The following is a 14,931-nucleotide window of genomic DNA, read 5'->3' on the forward strand; positions in this document are numbered from 1 at the left end:
GGAAACCATATGGACAATTACCTTTTGCCAGATGGTGTTTGATAGTTTATAGTATAATCGAATTGCACAGAAAAAACCAGCCCTTTTGACACATATTTGTAAAAAACGCGATAGATAGCGCTGCGGCTGAGAAAAAAATATAAAGGTTGCCACGCAAAAATGCCGACCGATTGTGCAATCTGCGCATTTTGCAACAGGCCTTGCTATTGCCCACCGCACACACGATGTGGTATGATAACACATAAAATATATTTTGTTCAGATTGGACAATACAGGAATGAAGGAGTGATTTGCAGAAGCTTATACCAGCCATATCATGTAAGAAACGGATAACTGAAAATAAAAGGCAAATAGACAAGGCGTTTTCGGATATACGGACCGAACCTTCTGAGAGCGTTGGGCTGTTCTCACCCGTCCTCGGTGCCGAAAGGCGCCAAGGGCGGGTGTTCCTTTATGAAGAGGTAACGTGGGAACTGCTGCGGCAGTGTCGGCGTTTCATAAAATGTATTGCAAAGGCTGCAAATCAAGCGCAGTGTGCATATGTTTCGGGAGGAAAGACATATGATCACCTCATCCCAAGTCGCCACCTATGTCAATCATGTAAATTCTGTTAAAATAGGAACTCGAGATCGTTTTTTGAAAGTGTGGGTTGATGTAAAATCTCATAAAGAGGGTTTTTATGTCGATTAAATCAAATTTTTCGGGAAAACTTTTTCAGTACCGCAAATGCAATGGCTTGACCCAGCAAAAAATGGCTGAGCTTTGCGGCGTTTCGCTGCGCCATTATCAGGATCTGGAAATGGGCCGGTCGCTGCCTAATTTGACCAATGCCGTATTGATAGCCGCCAAATTGGATATCAGCTTGGATTCCTTGAAAAGCGAGGTGAATAGTGATTCGGTATCTGTATCTGTATATTAGAGAGATCTGCTTTTTAGAGGATTATGGCTATTACCGTTCTTTTAGCATCCTCTGCTGGAAAGAGGGCGACGCCGGCAGACGCTTCATTACCAAACTATCGGATGTTTCAACGAATCAAGCGTGTGTTTCCGGACTCGTCAGGCTGCTGACGCAAATGCAGCTCCGTCCGGTCCATTTGCAGGATGCGGTCCTCAACGTACTGCCCTAGGGCTGTTGTAAGAGTCGATCGGCCAGTTTGCTTTCTATAAACCAGATTCTGTCATCGCGCATCCACATGGCTGCCGATATTCCACCAATACGAACGCCATACCGCAGCATATTCTGCCGCATACCATCATACCGACAGCCGTATACCCGCGAAACAGAAAGTGCTTTTCCATCCGGCAGCTGCATACGTTCAGGCAGCAACAGTCCTTGTTCGGTGCGGGTCACAACCTGTATGCGAACCAACGCGCGGTGCTCGGCCGCGGCCGAGCGCCCTATTGTTTTTTTGTTGGAAACATTGCCGCTGGAAGGATCAAATGCGCACATAACTATCACCCAAAAGATAGTATGTGCGCATTTGATTCTTCGCTTGCATATTGCGTCTGATCACGGCCGCACATGTTTTGACCGGGAATGGTCAAACTGAGGGCAGGAGGTGAAACGCATGGGGTTCTTTAACGATTTGGTTACAGCGCGGGAGTACGAGCTGAAGGCGTTTATCATGAAATATCGCGTACCCAAAAGTAAGGACAAGAAAACGCACAAATAAAAGGAATACGCAGGGTACGAGCGGCCGGTCTTTTCAAATTTTTGACGCTGTGGTATAATAGCCGCAAAACGGCTATTATACCCGGATTAAATTAATTATACCACCAGCGGCGCATAAGTGTATTTTAACACTTCGAAAATGCTTGCCGCTGTGGTATAATAGCCGCAAAGCGCCTATTATACTTTTGATTAAATTAATTATACCATCAGCGGCGCTTAAGTGCGTTTTAACTCTTCGGAATTGCTTGCCGCTGTGGTATAATAGCCGCAAAACAGCTATTATACCCGGATTAAATTAATTATACCATCAGCGGCGCTTAGCGAATGCTAATAGCTTTATTTGCGCTTGCCGCTGTGGTATAATAGCCCCATATAGAATGACCGCCGCACCGGCGGCGTATTTTAGAAGGGGAGTGTGCGTGGATGCCGGATTATATGATCACCTGCTGTTCCACAGCGGATCTGTCGGCGGACTATTTTCGAGAAAAAGGCGTGCCATACGCCTGCTTTCATTTTCATTTAGAGGGAAAGGATTATCAGGACGACCTAGGGCAAAGTATTTCCTTTCCGGATTATTACGCGGCGATCGCAGCGGGCGCCATGCCGACGACGTCGCAGGTCAACACCGAGGAGTACGAGGCGCTATTCGAGCCCCTGCTCAAGCGCGGCAAAGATATTTTACACCTGACGCTTTCCTCGGGTCTGTCGGGCACGTATACCTCGGCCTGCATCGCACGGGATGAACTAAATGAGCGATACCCTGAACGCCGTATTTATGTGGTGGACACGCTGGGCGCCTCTTCGGGCTACGGTCTGCTGGTCGATACCGCGTGCGAAAAACGCGACGCCGGCATGCCCATTGACGAGCTATACAACTGGCTGGAGCAGAACAAGCTGCGTCTGCATCACTGGTTTTTCTCGACCGATCTGACCAGCTATAAGCGCGGCGGCCGTATTTCACCCACCGCGGCGACCTTCGGCACGCTGCTGGGCATCTGCCCGCTGCTCAATATGGACAGGGAAGGGCACCTGATCCCACGCAAAAAAATCCGTGGCAAAAAGCAGGTCGTTCGTGAGATCGTACGGATGATGGAGGAGCATGCGGAAAACGGGCTGGGCTACAGCGGCAAATGCTTTATCTCCGAGTCCGCCTGCATGGAGGATGCGCGCGCGGTAGCCGATCAGGTGCAGGCGCAGTTCCCAAATCTAAACGGCAAGGTATGCATCAACAGTATTGGCACGGTGATCGGCGCACATACGGGCCCGGGGACAGTCGCGCTCTTTTTCTGGGGCGACGAACGATTCGATTGAACGCGGCCCGCTCAGGAACCAGCCTGATAAGGTATAAACCTCCCTACTGCTTGGCAAAATAGCGGTAGGGAGGTGTTTTATATGTTTAAACATGAAAAACAGTATTTACAGCCGGTGCGCGTCGATCGCCCCAACCCCAATTATGCCGCGATGCTGCAGGAACAGCTTGGCGGCCCGCAGGGCGAACTGAAGGCTGCGCTGCAATATTTGTCGCAGTCCATGCGCATCAAGGACCCGGAGATCAAGGATTTGTTCCTCGACGTCGCTGCTGAGGAGTTATGCCATCTGGAAATGATCTCGGCAACAGTGAACATGCTCAACGGCCATCATTTAGACGCTGAAAACGCAACGGTAGGCAATGTGGAAGCGCATGTGCTGACCGGCCTTACTCCGATGCTGGCCAATGCGAGCGGTTTTCTATGGACGGCGGCCTATGTCAATGAGACGGGCGACGCCGCCGCCGATATTCTGTCCGATATCGCGGCGGAGCAACGCGCCAAGGTGGTTTATCAATACCTGTACCGCCAGATTGACGACAAGGGCGTGCGTGAAACGATCGATTTCCTGCTTAATCGTGAAGAGGCGCATAATACCATGTTCCGCGAAGCGTTCAACCGTATTCAGGATACGGGTTCGCAGAAGGATTGGGGCACGACGAAGGATGCGCGCATTTATTTTGATCTGTCCACACCCGGCGGCCAAAGTTTTGATCCGGCGAAAAGCCAGCCGCCCTCTTTTAACATTTAGATAAGAAAAAGTGCTGCACCAAAATGATGCAGCACTTTTTCTTATTGCGCTACGGCTGTTTGAAAAATGTCCTCAAACGCCTGAGAAATGCGCCCGGTCGGCGGATAAATGTTGTAAAGCAGGTTGTGATCATATCCTTCGTAGATATGAACGGACAAATTGGTTTTTCCCTTGTCCGCAAAGCTCTTTTCGATCGCGCGCACCCCGGCCACATCGCAGTTCTGATCGGCTGTGCCGTGGAAAATGGTGATCGGCAGATCGAGCTTCGGCAAGGTTTCCCGGTTGGGCGCCAGCTTTTCATGCGCTTGGAACCACGCGCTGGTCAGGCGCACAGGATAGTTTTGAGCCAGCCACTCGTCGTCGCCGCGCTCGATCGCGTCATACAGCGCCTTTTTGCCGGGTTCCAGCATGATCGCCAGATCAGCGGTGGTGATTGTCCCATCCTGATTGAGATCGATAGCGGAAAAGTCGGTGTTTTGCAGCACGCTTGTAACGATCCCATAGGGATCGGCCTTGTATTCGGCTTCCGAGATTGCGCCGTCGCCGTCGGTATCGAAATATAGGCGATAGAAGATCATGCTCGATTCGCCGGATTGCTGCCATTCCAAGATTTCGTCCAGCCGGTCGTTACAGTACCCCGCAAGCAGCAAGCCGCTGATCTGGTCGCTGAACCGTTCGGCGGCAAGCGGCGCGATGATCGTACCCTCGCTCCAGCCCAGCAGATAGATCTTCGCGTCTTTCAGACGAGGCTCCTGCCGCAAAACACCGATCCACTCGCCGATATCGCTGACGCTGGTTTCAGGCAGATACGTGCGGTAGACGTTCTCGTCGATCGAATCATACATAGGCGGCTGATCGCCAATGCTGACGCCGCGCGTATTATACCGGAAAAAACCGATCCGCCGCGCGCCGAACTGCTCGGCAAACAGATCAAAGTATTTGGCGTCCAGCGTGCCTTCACTGCGCCGGTTATCATAGGTATTGGGGCCCGAACCGTTGACGAACAGCACAAGCTTATCGACTGCGCCGTCGCCAGCGGGCAGGTCCAGCTTGCCGGTGAGGGATACGCCGTCCGCCGCCGTATGTGTTTTCACTTCGGCGTCGCGGCGCATTAGGTCTTGATCAACTGTGGCGTAATAAACGGCGGCTTCGCCGCGTGTGATCGGGGCGTTGCTATCCTGTCCGTTTAGGGCAAGCCCTTTCTCGGGCAGACCCAGCCACGCGTGATACCGCGTGAGCATAGCGGCAAGCTCTTTGTGGGTAACGGTGCGGTCCGGCTCGAACGTGGTGTCGGTCGCGCCGCGCACCATGCCGTTCTGATGGGCCCACCCGAGATCCTTGGTATAGTACGCATCGCCCCGCACATCGGTAAAGACGTCGGTCGGGACGCCGGTAGCGTGGGCCATGCGCGCGAGCACGGCAACGGCCTGCGCCCGAGTCAGCGGCGCGTCGGGTGAAAAGAGGTTCTCCTCGGTTCCGGAGAACAGTCCGTTTCCGGTCACATAGTCGATCGCTGCGCGGTCGGAGCGGCTTTGCGGCACATCGTCAAAGCTTGCGAAAGCACTGGGTAACAGCAAAGCGCCCAGCAGGGGCAATAAAATGAGCTTACGCTTCATATGACACCTCTCGTTTCGTGGTTAATCACGATCATTTGCAGGCTGGCCATGACATCCAGCGCCTTATCGTGCAGCATCGGGTCAAAGCTGCGGCAGAGCGCGGCGTCCACCGTAATGACGGCTTCCGGCCACTGCGCCTGCATCAGCACAGCGTTGGAAATGACGCACATGTTGGTGACCACGCCGACCACAAGGATCTCGCGCAGATCGGGCAGCTCTTTTCCAAGTCGCACCAACTCGGCGGGCGGCATACCGAAGGTGTGCTTATTGACGGTGTGGATCTGGCTGTTGCAGCACGTTTCGCAGCAAAGCTCCTGCGTTTTGCCGTACAGCCGCCAGCCGCTGTTCTTGGGGTTGCAATGGGGTATGGGTAGCGCGCGTCCCTCGCGCGTTTCTAAATATTCATCGTCGTGCGTATCGTAGGTGAACAGTACGTGATCGCCCTGCGCCAGATATTGCTGGGCCAAACGCGCGATGCCGCCGTCAATCGCGGCCGCGCCCTCAAAGCCGAGCGAACCCGTCACAAAATCGTTTTGATAATCGATCACAGCAAGCAGCTTGGGCATTGCCGGTCACACTCCCTTTCATTTTTCTTAAGTGTACCATGATTTTGCACCGCGCACAATGAATTTATTGCGTCTAGAGCGAAAGCGGGATATAATAAGTAACATAGCGCGCCCGGTACCGGCATAGGCTGGAAACCAAGGGGGTGCGCGGGTTTGAATCATAAATTTGGGAAGCGTCTGCTCGCGGGCGGCTTGGCCGTGCTCGCGGTGCTTGCCGCGCGCGGCGGGAGCCGGGCGGTCCGCGCCGCAGCGGAAGCGGCGGAAACGCCGCCGACATTGGTGATCGACGCCGGTCACGGCGGCTTTGACGGCGGCGCGATCGGCGCGACCGGTACGACCGAGCAGGATATCAACCTGTCGATCGCGCAACGCGTACAGGCGCTCGCCGGCTTTTTCGGCGTGCGTACCGCGATGACGCGGGACAGCAGCGAGGCGCTTGATTATAACGCGGGCCGGTCGGTGCGGGAAAATAAGGTGACGGATATCAAGGCGCGGGAAAAGATTGTGGCGGACACAGTAAATCCTGTCTTTTTGAGCATTCACCTCAACAAGTTCACCGATCCGCAGTATCATGGCGCGCAGGTGTTCTATTCGCCCAACCACGCGGACAGCAAGACACTGGCCGAACTGCTGCAAAACGATCTGATCGCGGGCGCCGACCCGGAAAACCACCGGCAGGCCAAGCAGGCCGAAAAAACGATCTATTTAATGAAAAAACTCAACTGCCCGGCGGTGATCGTCGAATGCGGCTTTTTATCCAATCCCGCGGAGGAAAAGCTGCTTGCGCAGGAGGAATACCATAAAAAACTCGCCGTTTGTATCGTCAGCGGATACCTGCACTATCAAAACGGCGCTTGACGGAGGAATTATGAAACAAAAAACGGTGTATTTATGCGGCGATTGCGGCTATGAAAGCGCAAAATGGTACGGCAAATGCCCAAGCTGCGGCGCATGGAATACGATGAGCGAATATAAGGTGCAGCCGGAACCCGCCACGCGCGGTGTGACCAGCTTTGCGCGCGGCGCGTCGCGCCCGGCGCTGCTTCAGGAGATCGCGGTCGACGACGAGGCGCGTTTTTATTCCGGCATCGGCGAGCTGGACCGCGTGCTCGGCGGCGGCGCGGTTCACGGCTCGTTCGTACTGGTCGGCGGCGAACCCGGTATCGGCAAATCGACGCTCTTGCTGCAAATGTGTCAGGAGATGTGTAAAAACGCCAAGGTGCTATATGTTTCAGGCGAGGAATCGCTGCGGCAGATCAAGCTGCGCGCGTCGCGCCTTAAAATAGCCTCATCCAATCTGTTCGTGCTGGCTGAAACCGATATGGAGCAAATTCTCAGTGAAACCGAGATGCTTTCGCCCGATATCCTGATCGTCGACTCGATCCAGACCGTTTACAAGCGCGATCTGACCGCCGCGCCGGGCGGCACCACGCAGATCAAGGAATGCGCGATGAGCCTGATGCAATATGCAAAGAATAAAAACGTGACGATCTTTATCGTCGGCCATGTCAATAAGGAGGGCACGCTCGCGGGCCCTAAAATCTTGGAACACATGGTCGATTGCGTGCTCTACTTCGAGGGGGAACAGGCGGGCCCGTTCCGTTGCCTGCGGGCGGCGAAAAACCGCTACGGCTCGACGAATGAGATCGGCGTGTTTGAAATGAGCGACCACGGCCTGCTTGAGGTGCAGAATCCCTCCGCCGCCATGCTTGCCGGCCACCCGAGCGGCGCTTCGGGCAACTGTATCGTCTGCGTGATGGAGGGCAGCCGTCCCATGCTGGCGGAGGTGCAGGCCCTCGCGGCTAAAACACAGTTCGGTATGCCGCGACGCACGGCGGCGGGTGTGGATTACAACCGCATGGTGCTGCTGCTCGCCATTTTGGAAAAGCGGTGCGGGCTGTTCCTCTCTTCTTCGGATGTGTATGTCAACGTTGTCGGCGGTATGCGGCTCGACGAGCCCGCGGTCGATCTTCCCATGGTGCTCGCCATTGCATCGAGTTTTCGGGACAAGCCCTTGCCGGAGGGCGTGATGAGCTTTGGCGAGATCGGACTGACCGGGGAGCTGCGCGCGGTATCGAACGCTTCCCAGCGCATTGGCGAAGCGTACCGGCTCGGCTTCCACACCTGTGTCATGCCTGATCAGGAGCTAAGCGATAAGCTGCCGGGCAAAATGAATATCGTGCGCGTCAAAACCGTGGGCGAGGCGATCAGCGCGGTGCTGTAACTGAAATTTTCCAAGAGTAAAATCGGCCTTTTGCTGCAAACTATGTATAGTTAGCAGCGGGAGGTCGGTTTTTTATATGGATAAAAAAGCGCGCGCCGTGCTCGGATTGACCGCGGCGCTTTTGTCATGTGTGCTTGCTTGGGCGTGGATGCAGCGCCCGACCGAGCCGCAGCGGGTGCGGGTCTCAAAGTCCTTTTCACAGGATATCTACAACAGCATTTCAGTGCCCGGCACGGTGGAAGCGGAAGCCTCGGCCGCCGTTGCGTCCGGTATAACGGGAGAGGTCGTCGCCCTGTGTGTGCAGGTGGGCGATACGGTGCGGGAAGGCGACGCGCTGTTTACCGTCGCACCGTCGGAGGAAAGCAACACACCCGCCATATCGGCGGCGGGGCTGGAGCAGGCCGTGCAGGTGCTCGCGGGCGCGGGCCAAGGCCGCACGGCTGTGAGCGGCGCGGACGGTGTGGTGCGCGCATCCTGCGCGGGCACGGTGCTCTCGCTGCCGGTGGAAGGGCAAACGGTGTATCAGGGTCTGCCGGCGGCGCGTATCGCTGATTTGAGCAGCCTGTGCGTGCGTGCAAAGGTGCCCGAGACCTATGTGCAGCAGTTGAGCCTGAGCCAAAACGCGAATGTGACCGCGACGGCGGCGGGGGACAGGGTATACGCGGCCACCGTGGGCTCGATCGCGCCGGTGGCGACGCGGGCGGTCAGCCTGACCGGAGAAAGCGGCACGGCCGAGGTGGAAGCGCTGCTTTCGCTGAACGGCAATCTGGACGGTTTGCGCCCCGGCTATTCCGTGACCGCAAAGATCTTTACCGATTATCATCCCGCGGCGGTGGTCGTGCCCTATGAGGCCGTGTTCCAGCAGGGGGAGCAGGAATATGTGTTCACCATAGAAAACGGCCGTGCACGTCGTACCGCGATAAAGACCGGGTATTTGCTCGAACAGGCGACCGAGGTAATCGAGGGCTTGGAAGCAAACTGCGCGGTCATCCTGTCGCCGCCCGAAACGCTGGGGGACGGCGACGCTGTGGAGGCGGCAGCGTGAGGGCGGCGGACCAAATGCGTCTGGCCGCTTCTGGCCTGCGGCAAAATCCGGTTCGCACGCTGCTGTGCGCGCTTTCCGTTGCGGTCGGCACGGGCGCACTGATGCTGATCGCGGCGCTCGGCCTGTACGGGCAGGCACAGGTAGAGACCAGTCTGCGCACGCTGGGCGTAAGCGGGCTGACCGTGTATCTGGATGATCACAAGGGAGGCAATACGATTTCCTCCGGCACGGCGGACGAGATAGAAAAGGCCCTTCCGCAGGTCGCGCGCGCCATGGCGATCAAAGCCAAGACCGGCTCGGTGCGCGCGGGGCACGGCAATGCGAACGCGGTGTTTCTCGGTGTGGACGAGAAGCTGGGCGAGGTGATGCAGCTAGAACTAGTGGCGGGCTCGCTCCTTTCCGAACGGCAGGCCGCTTTTGGGGAAAACGCCGTGATCATAGACGACGGGCTGGCCCGTTCGCTTTATGGGCGGGATAATATCGTGGGCCGGCAGGTGCGGCTGCGAATTGAGGGGCGCGACGCGTACTACACCGTGCAGGGCGTCGTCAAGGCGCAGACCGGCGCGCTTGGCGGCACGCTCAGCGCGTTCGCGCCGCATTTGGTCTATTTGCCCTATGCATGCCTTGCCACGCCCGAGGATACGGCGGATCAGGTATTCGTCAAATGCACGGCCGATGCCGCGCCCGGTACGGTCAGCACGCAGGTGGAGCGGTATTTGACCGACCGTAAACAGGTGAGCGGCACGGTGCGCGTACAAAACATGACCGGCATGGTGGATACCGTGCGCAGCCTTACGGGGCTGGTCACGGCGCTCTTCATCGCGGTGGGCGGCATTACGCTATGCGTCGCGCTGATCGGCGTCACGTGCAGCATGTTGGCCGCCGCGCATGAAAAAACCGAGGAGATCGGCGTGTTTCTCGCTTTGGGCGCGCAGCGGGGCGATATCCTGCGTATTTTTCTGATACAGTCCGTCTTGCTCTGTCTGCTCGGCGGCCTGTGCGGGTTGGGGCTGGCGGCGGGCCTTTTGTATTTCGGCGCGTCGATCCTGCCGCCGGGCCTTCCGCTTTGCGCGGCGCTCCTGCTGCTTTCCGCCGGGTGCGGCGCGCTGGCGGGGCTTTTGCCCGCGGTTCGGGCGGCCCAGCTCAGCCCCGTGGACGCGATGCGGAAATAGCCCTTTCCTTCTCTTACCCATTGTGGTAGAATAAAACGAGAAAAAAGTAGAGAAAGGGCGACGCCACATGCGGCACATCATCGATCTAAGCGACCTGACGGAAAAGGAATTTTCCGATCTTTATAAGCTGACCACCAATATCATCGACCGTCCGGAGGGCTATACGGACGCTTGCCGCGGCAAGGTGCTGGGCAGCCTGTTTTACGAGCCTTCGACCCGTACTAACCTTTCCTTTTCCACCGCGATGATGCGGCTGGGCGGCAGCGTGGTCGGCTTTTCCGATCCCGGCTCGTCCTCCACGGCCAAGGGCGAAACGCTCAAGGACACCATCCGCATGGTATCGAGCTACACCGACCTGATCGTGATGCGCAACCCGCGCGAGGGCGCGGCGGCGGCGGCTTCGCTGTATTCTCCGGTGCCGGTGATCAACGCGGGCGACGGCGGCCATCTGCACCCGACGCAGACGCTAACCGACATGGTCACCATTTTGCGTCTGCGCGGCTCGGCGGATCATATGAAGATCGGTCTGTGCGGGGATTTGAAATATGGGCGAACCGTGCATTCGCTGCTGCACTTTCTGGAACGCTACCGAGACGTGCAGATCTATCTGATCGCGCCCGACGCTTTGCAGCTGCCGGATTACATGGTGCAGTTTTTAAAAGCGCGAAACATGCCGTTTTGCGAGGTCAAAAGTGTGGATGAAGCGTTGCCCGAGCTTGATGTGCTGTACATGACGCGCATTCAGCGCGAACGCTTTACCGACGCGCAGGAATATGAAAATCTTGAAGGCAATTATCAGCTGACCGCTGAAAAACTAAAGCGGGCGAAAAAAGATCTGCTCGTGCTGCATCCGCTACCGCGTGTGGACGAGATCGCGCAGGACGTGGACGACGATCCGCGCGCGGTCTACTTCCGTCAGGCGCGGTTCGGCATGTTTGGCCGCATGGCGCTGCTGCTGACGCTGTCCAAGCTGCCTTTTATCCACGCGGAACGGCAGCCGATCGGCGCGCAAGGCGTCAAATGTTCCAACTATAAGTGTATCACCCATACCGAGCCTTATTTGCCGCTCGCGGGCCGGGCAGGAGAGCGCTGCCCCTACTGCGACGCCGCGCTGGAACTGCTTTTATAAACATTACAGCCTGCCGAAAAACGGCAGGCTGTGTTGTTTGTATCTTATGCGCAGAAGGCCGCATCAAGCTTGATCTTTCCAGTTCCACCACTTGCATTTTTCGGGATCAGGGTTTTCCGTTTCCGCGAAATAGACCGCGCATCGGTATACATAGAGCACGCATCGGTCGACCGGTTGCCCGCGAAGGATGCATTCGCGCTGGTACATCTCTTCCGGGTCCGCGCCGCGTAGGGAATCGATAGTCGTATAACCGAGCGCCAGTAAATCTTTTTCCGTTTGCTTGCCCACACTGGGGATCTTGCGAAGCTCGCCCATGCCTAATCCTCCCACTCGATATGATGGCAAAGCGGACCGGCGCCTTGCCCAAGGTCTAGCCCCGCGCGGATACACGCGGTCAGATAGCGTTTGGCGCTTTGCACACTGGCCGGTATCGAACGTCCGCTCGCCAGACCACAGGCGATGGCGGAGGACAAGGTGCAGCCGGTGCCATGCGTGTTGGGGTTGTCGATGCGCGGGGCGGCCAACCACTGGATCGCGCCGTTATAATACAGCAGATCATCCGCGCAGTCCGTCAGATGGCCGCCCTTGACGAGTACCGCGCCCGGCGTTTTGACGCTGATCTCCTTGGCGGCCGATACCATTTGCTCGCGTGTTTCGACCGGGTGGCCGCATAGCGCGGCGGCTTCCGCCAGATTGGGCGTTACCACGTCGCAAAGGGGCAAAAGCGCGTCGACCAGCGCCCGCACCGCGTCCGGCGCCAGAAGCGCGCGGCCGCTGGTCGAGAGCATGACAGGGTCTAAGACTATGTTTCGCGCCACATACAGCCGCAGCCGCTCCGCGACCGCGGCGATCGTATCCGCACCGTACAGCATGCCGAGCTTTACCGCGTCCGGCGGGATATCCTCGCACACACAGTCTATTTGCTCGGCTACAAACTTTGGCGGCACCGCATGCACGCCGCGCACGGCCAACGTGTTTTGCGCGGTAACCGCGGTGATCACGCTCATGCCGTACAGGCGGTGCGCCTCGATCGTTTTTAGATCGGCTTCGATTCCTGCGCCGCCGGAGGGATCGGAGCCCGCAATGGATAAAACGGTTTTCATTTATGGTTCTCCTCTCAGCCCGGTGCCGTCAAAAGCGGGGATAAAGCTTTCGCTGATCGCCTCGCCCTCTTGGAAAAAGCCGGTCAGGCCAAGCGCGAGAAAGCGCTCGCAGGCTTCGGCGTATTCCGCTTCGGTCACCGCGCGGTCAAGCTCGGGATAGTCCCGCATGTCAAACGGGGTATACTGCCGCATCAGACTAACGAGTATGCTGTCGCCAAAGCGGCAAGCGAGGTCGCGCAGTACCTGCGCGGTATCGCCCGCAAGGCCGGGCAGCATCAGATGACGCACCACCGTGCCGCGCAGCAGCAGGCCGTCCGCGCCGTACGCAGGCGCGCCGGTCTGGCGCGCCATTTCCGTTATCGCGGCAATGGCGATCTCGTGATAGTCGGGCGCGGCCGAATAGCGGGCGGCATAATAGGAGCTGTAGTATTTATCATCCGGCAGATAGATATCGATATACCCCTCCAGCAGGCGCAAAGTCTCCATCGCTTCATAACCGCTGGAATTATACACGATAGGCACGGCCAGTCCCTTCTGCTTGGCAAGGGCAAGCGCCCGTACCACATGGGGCGCGTAATGCGCCGCCGTGACAAGGTTGATATTATGCGCGCCCTCCGCCTCAAGCGCGAGAAAGGTATCCGCGAGCGCGGCGGGGGAGATCGTCTGACCAAACGCCTCTCTCCGTGCGATCTCTCGGTTTTGACAGTAAACGCAGCCGAGCGTACAGTGTGAAAAAAACACCGCGCCCGAGCCGCGCGAACCCGAGATCGGCGGCTCCTCCCAAAAGTGCAGGGCGGCGCGCGCCGCGCGCATGGTATCGCTTGCCCCGCAAAAGCCGGTCTGCCCGCGCGTGCGGTCTACCCCGCAGGCGCGGGGACAAAGCGTACAATTTTCAAAAAGGGTGTGCAAAGCGATCCCTCCAATACGAATGATTATAGCGGATTTTTTGAGGAAAAGGAAGTGATTTTGAAGGGAGAATATGCTATACTAATGAAAAAGATTTTTTGAGGAGCAAGAAGGATGAAGATTATCGATATCTTGCGGCAGGATAAAGTGACCCTGTCGTTTGAGGTTTTTCCGCCCAAGACAAGCGACACCTATGAGGTGGTCGCACAGGCGACGCATGAGATCGCCGCGCTGAAACCGGATTTTATGAGCGTTACATACGGCGCGGGCGGCGGCACGAGCGCGCATACCGTGAACATTGCGTCGGAGCTGTCCGAACAGTACGGGGTAGACGCGCTGGCGCACCTGACCTGTGTCTCTTCCACCAAGGAGCATGTAAAAAATATGCTCGCGCAGCTAAAAGATAAAGGGATTCAGAACATTCTGGCTCTGCGCGGCGATATTCCGGAGGGCGGCGCGCCCGCGAGCGACTACCGCTACGCGGCAGAGCTGGTGCGCGACATCAAGTCGCAGGGCGATTTCTGCGTGGGCGGCGCATGCTACCCGGAGGGGCATGTGGAATCCGCCAACAAGGCCGAGGATATCCGCTACTTGAAGGAAAAAGTGGATGCCGGCTGCGAATTTTTGACCACGCAAATGTTTTTTGACAATCACATCCTTTACAATTTTCTGTACCGCATCCGCGAGCAGGGCATCACGGTGCCGGTCGTCGCGGGTATCATGCCGGTGACCAACGTCAAGCAGATCAAGCGCATCACATCGATGAGCGGCACCTATCTGCCCGAACGCTTCAAGGCGATCGTCGACCGGTTCGGCGACAACCCCGCCGCCATGCGGCAGGCGGGCGTGATCTATGCGACCGAGCAGATCATCGATCTGATCGCGAACGGCGTGAACCACATCCATGTGTACTCCATGAACCGGCCCGAGATCGCCGCGGGCATTCAGGCCAGCCTGTCGGAGATACTGGGATGACGGAGAACGAACAGCGGGAGATTTACCGCTATCTGGGTTACCATGGCGAAACGCCGACCGATGAGGTACAGCAATCGGTCGCCGAATGTGCGGAGGAAATTGGGCGTGTGGCCCGCCCGAAGTCTGTGTTCCGCGAGTTTTCGCTTGCCCTTCCGATCGAGGGCGTTGTACGGATCGATACGCTAAGCATCATCAGCCGCAATTTGGCACGCAACCTAAAGGGATGCAGCTGTGTATTTCTGATGGCGGCAACGCTCGGCGTGGAGGTCGACCGGTTGATCGCCCGCGCCAGTGCGGTGCGTATGAGTCAGGCCGTGGTCTATCAGGCCGCGGCAGCCGCCCGGATCGAAGCGTATTGCGACGAGATAAACGACGTGCTGCGTGAGGAAGCGAGAACACAGGGGCTATATTGCCGCCCGCGCTTCCAGTCCGGGCTACGGCGATTTTGATATCAAGCACCAGCAG

General features: G+C 57.3%; 16 protein-coding genes. 10 read left to right on the forward strand and 6 right to left on the reverse strand.

The genetic code is table 11. The features are described 5' to 3' along the window. Positions 1-679 precede the first annotated feature (679 nt). Positions 680-919, forward strand: coding sequence for a helix-turn-helix transcriptional regulator (locus RWV98_RS09785; RefSeq protein ID WP_280960592.1), 240 nt, complete (start codon positions 680-682; stop codon positions 917-919). A 204-nt stretch (positions 920-1,123) separates the two neighbouring features. Here the strand turns inward: RWV98_RS09785 and RWV98_RS09790 are convergent, their stop codons facing one another. Further along, entirely contained in the window at positions 1,124-1,450 is a 327-nt protein-coding gene (locus RWV98_RS09790) for a hypothetical protein (protein ID WP_317865570.1), read from the reverse strand. Positions 1,451-2,095: 645 nt separating this feature from the next. Here RWV98_RS09790 and RWV98_RS09795 point away from each other — a divergent pair. Beyond that, the gene (locus tag RWV98_RS09795) at positions 2,096-2,983 is read left to right on the forward strand and encodes a DegV family protein (RefSeq protein ID WP_317865572.1); all 888 of its coding nucleotides are present in this window, start codon (positions 2,096-2,098) and stop codon (positions 2,981-2,983) included. A gap of 81 nt (positions 2,984-3,064) precedes the next feature. Further along, a complete protein-coding gene (locus RWV98_RS09800; RefSeq protein ID WP_280960595.1) occupies positions 3,065-3,730 on the forward strand; it encodes a manganese catalase family protein in 666 nt (221 codons plus the stop codon). Between the two features lie 41 nt (positions 3,731-3,771). Here RWV98_RS09800 and RWV98_RS09805 read toward each other — a convergent pair whose 3' ends face one another. Both RWV98_RS09805 and RWV98_RS09810 read right to left on the reverse strand, forming a co-directional pair. Continuing rightward, entirely contained in the window at positions 3,772-5,346 is a 1,575-nt protein-coding gene (locus tag RWV98_RS09805; protein WP_317865575.1) for an S-layer homology domain-containing protein, read from the reverse strand. Continuing rightward, positions 5,343-5,912: a cysteine hydrolase family protein gene (locus RWV98_RS09810; protein WP_317865577.1), complete on the reverse strand. Its 570-nt coding sequence runs from the start codon at positions 5,910-5,912 to the stop codon at positions 5,343-5,345. Before RWV98_RS09810 ends, RWV98_RS09805 begins: the two co-directional genes overlap by 4 nt. A 153-nt stretch (positions 5,913-6,065) precedes the next feature. Between RWV98_RS09810 and RWV98_RS09815 the strand changes: the two genes are divergently transcribed. The 5 genes from RWV98_RS09815 to pyrB all read left to right on the forward strand — a co-directional run bounded on the left by RWV98_RS09815 (position 6,066) and on the right by pyrB (position 11,482). Further along, a complete protein-coding gene (locus RWV98_RS09815) occupies positions 6,066-6,770 on the forward strand; it encodes an N-acetylmuramoyl-L-alanine amidase (protein ID WP_317865578.1) in 705 nt (234 codons plus the stop codon). A 10-nt stretch (positions 6,771-6,780) separates the two neighbouring features. Next, the gene (gene radA / locus RWV98_RS09820) at positions 6,781-8,136 is read left to right on the forward strand and encodes a DNA repair protein RadA (RefSeq protein ID WP_317865580.1); all 1,356 of its coding nucleotides are present in this window, start codon (positions 6,781-6,783) and stop codon (positions 8,134-8,136) included. 76 nt (positions 8,137-8,212) lie between these two features. Next, complete coding sequence (locus RWV98_RS09825; RefSeq protein WP_317865581.1) at positions 8,213-9,181, forward strand: efflux RND transporter periplasmic adaptor subunit; 969 nt, start codon at positions 8,213-8,215, stop codon at positions 9,179-9,181. Continuing rightward, entirely contained in the window at positions 9,178-10,353 is a 1,176-nt protein-coding gene (locus RWV98_RS09830; RefSeq protein ID WP_317865582.1) for an ABC transporter permease, read from the forward strand. The genes RWV98_RS09825 and RWV98_RS09830 overlap by 4 nt, the downstream gene beginning before the upstream one ends. 67 nt (positions 10,354-10,420) lie before the next feature. Further along, positions 10,421-11,482, forward strand: a complete 1,062-nt coding sequence (gene pyrB / locus RWV98_RS09835) for an aspartate carbamoyltransferase (protein ID WP_280960602.1) — start codon at positions 10,421-10,423, stop codon at positions 11,480-11,482. Between the two features lie 63 nt (positions 11,483-11,545). Here pyrB and RWV98_RS09840 read toward each other — a convergent pair whose 3' ends face one another. Genes RWV98_RS09840 through RWV98_RS09850 form a run of 3 tightly spaced genes read right to left on the reverse strand, consistent with a single transcriptional unit; the run spans position 11,546 to position 13,494 of the window. Further along, positions 11,546-11,797, reverse strand: a complete 252-nt coding sequence (locus RWV98_RS09840; protein WP_280960603.1) for a helix-hairpin-helix domain-containing protein — start codon at positions 11,795-11,797, stop codon at positions 11,546-11,548. Positions 11,798-11,799: 2 nt separating this feature from the next. After that, positions 11,800-12,585, reverse strand: a complete 786-nt coding sequence (gene thiD / locus RWV98_RS09845; protein ID WP_317865585.1) for a bifunctional hydroxymethylpyrimidine kinase/phosphomethylpyrimidine kinase — start codon at positions 12,583-12,585, stop codon at positions 11,800-11,802. After that, the gene (locus RWV98_RS09850; protein WP_317865587.1) at positions 12,586-13,494 is read right to left on the reverse strand and encodes a radical SAM protein; all 909 of its coding nucleotides are present in this window, start codon (positions 13,492-13,494) and stop codon (positions 12,586-12,588) included. 111 nt (positions 13,495-13,605) lie between these two features. Here RWV98_RS09850 and metF point away from each other — a divergent pair, with 111 nt between their 5' ends. After that, positions 13,606-14,466, forward strand: a complete 861-nt coding sequence (metF, locus tag RWV98_RS09855; protein ID WP_317865589.1) for a methylenetetrahydrofolate reductase [NAD(P)H] — start codon at positions 13,606-13,608, stop codon at positions 14,464-14,466. Next, positions 14,463-14,915 carry a hypothetical protein gene (locus tag RWV98_RS09860; RefSeq protein WP_317865591.1) on the forward strand — a complete coding sequence of 151 codons (453 nt, stop codon included), beginning with the start codon at positions 14,463-14,465 and terminating at the stop codon, positions 14,913-14,915. Before metF ends, RWV98_RS09860 begins: the two co-directional genes overlap by 4 nt. Positions 14,916-14,931: the final 16 nt, after the last annotated feature.

Origin of the sequence: Agathobaculum sp. NTUH-O15-33, from assembly GCF_033193315.1 — a bacterium.
Taxonomy (GTDB): domain Bacteria; phylum Bacillota; class Clostridia; order Oscillospirales; family Butyricicoccaceae; genus Agathobaculum; species Agathobaculum faecihominis_A.

Excerpts from the sequence above, each read along its gene's own strand:
- RWV98_RS09785 (WP_280960592.1), top strand. The coding sequence starts at position 680 with ATGTCGATTAAATCAAATTTTTCGGGAAAACTTTTTCAGTACCGCAAA.
- RWV98_RS09790 (WP_317865570.1), bottom strand. The coding sequence starts at position 1,450 with ATGTGCGCATTTGATCCTTCCAGCGGCAATGTTTCCAACAAAAAAACA.
- RWV98_RS09795 (WP_317865572.1), top strand. The coding sequence starts at position 2,096 with ATGCCGGATTATATGATCACCTGCTGTTCCACAGCGGATCTGTCGGCG.
- RWV98_RS09800 (WP_280960595.1), top strand. The coding sequence starts at position 3,065 with ATGTTTAAACATGAAAAACAGTATTTACAGCCGGTGCGCGTCGATCGC.
- RWV98_RS09805 (WP_317865575.1), bottom strand. The coding sequence starts at position 5,346 with ATGAAGCGTAAGCTCATTTTATTGCCCCTGCTGGGCGCTTTGCTGTTA.
- RWV98_RS09810 (WP_317865577.1), bottom strand. The coding sequence starts at position 5,912 with ATGCCCAAGCTGCTTGCTGTGATCGATTATCAAAACGATTTTGTGACG.
- radA (WP_317865580.1), top strand. The coding sequence starts at position 6,781 with ATGAAACAAAAAACGGTGTATTTATGCGGCGATTGCGGCTATGAAAGC.
- RWV98_RS09825 (WP_317865581.1), top strand. The coding sequence starts at position 8,213 with ATGGATAAAAAAGCGCGCGCCGTGCTCGGATTGACCGCGGCGCTTTTG.
- pyrB (WP_280960602.1), top strand. The coding sequence starts at position 10,421 with ATGCGGCACATCATCGATCTAAGCGACCTGACGGAAAAGGAATTTTCC.
- RWV98_RS09840 (WP_280960603.1), bottom strand. The coding sequence starts at position 11,797 with ATGGGCGAGCTTCGCAAGATCCCCAGTGTGGGCAAGCAAACGGAAAAA.
- thiD (WP_317865585.1), bottom strand. The coding sequence starts at position 12,585 with ATGAAAACCGTTTTATCCATTGCGGGCTCCGATCCCTCCGGCGGCGCA.
- metF (WP_317865589.1), top strand. The coding sequence starts at position 13,606 with ATGAAGATTATCGATATCTTGCGGCAGGATAAAGTGACCCTGTCGTTT.
- RWV98_RS09860 (WP_317865591.1), top strand. The coding sequence starts at position 14,463 with ATGACGGAGAACGAACAGCGGGAGATTTACCGCTATCTGGGTTACCAT.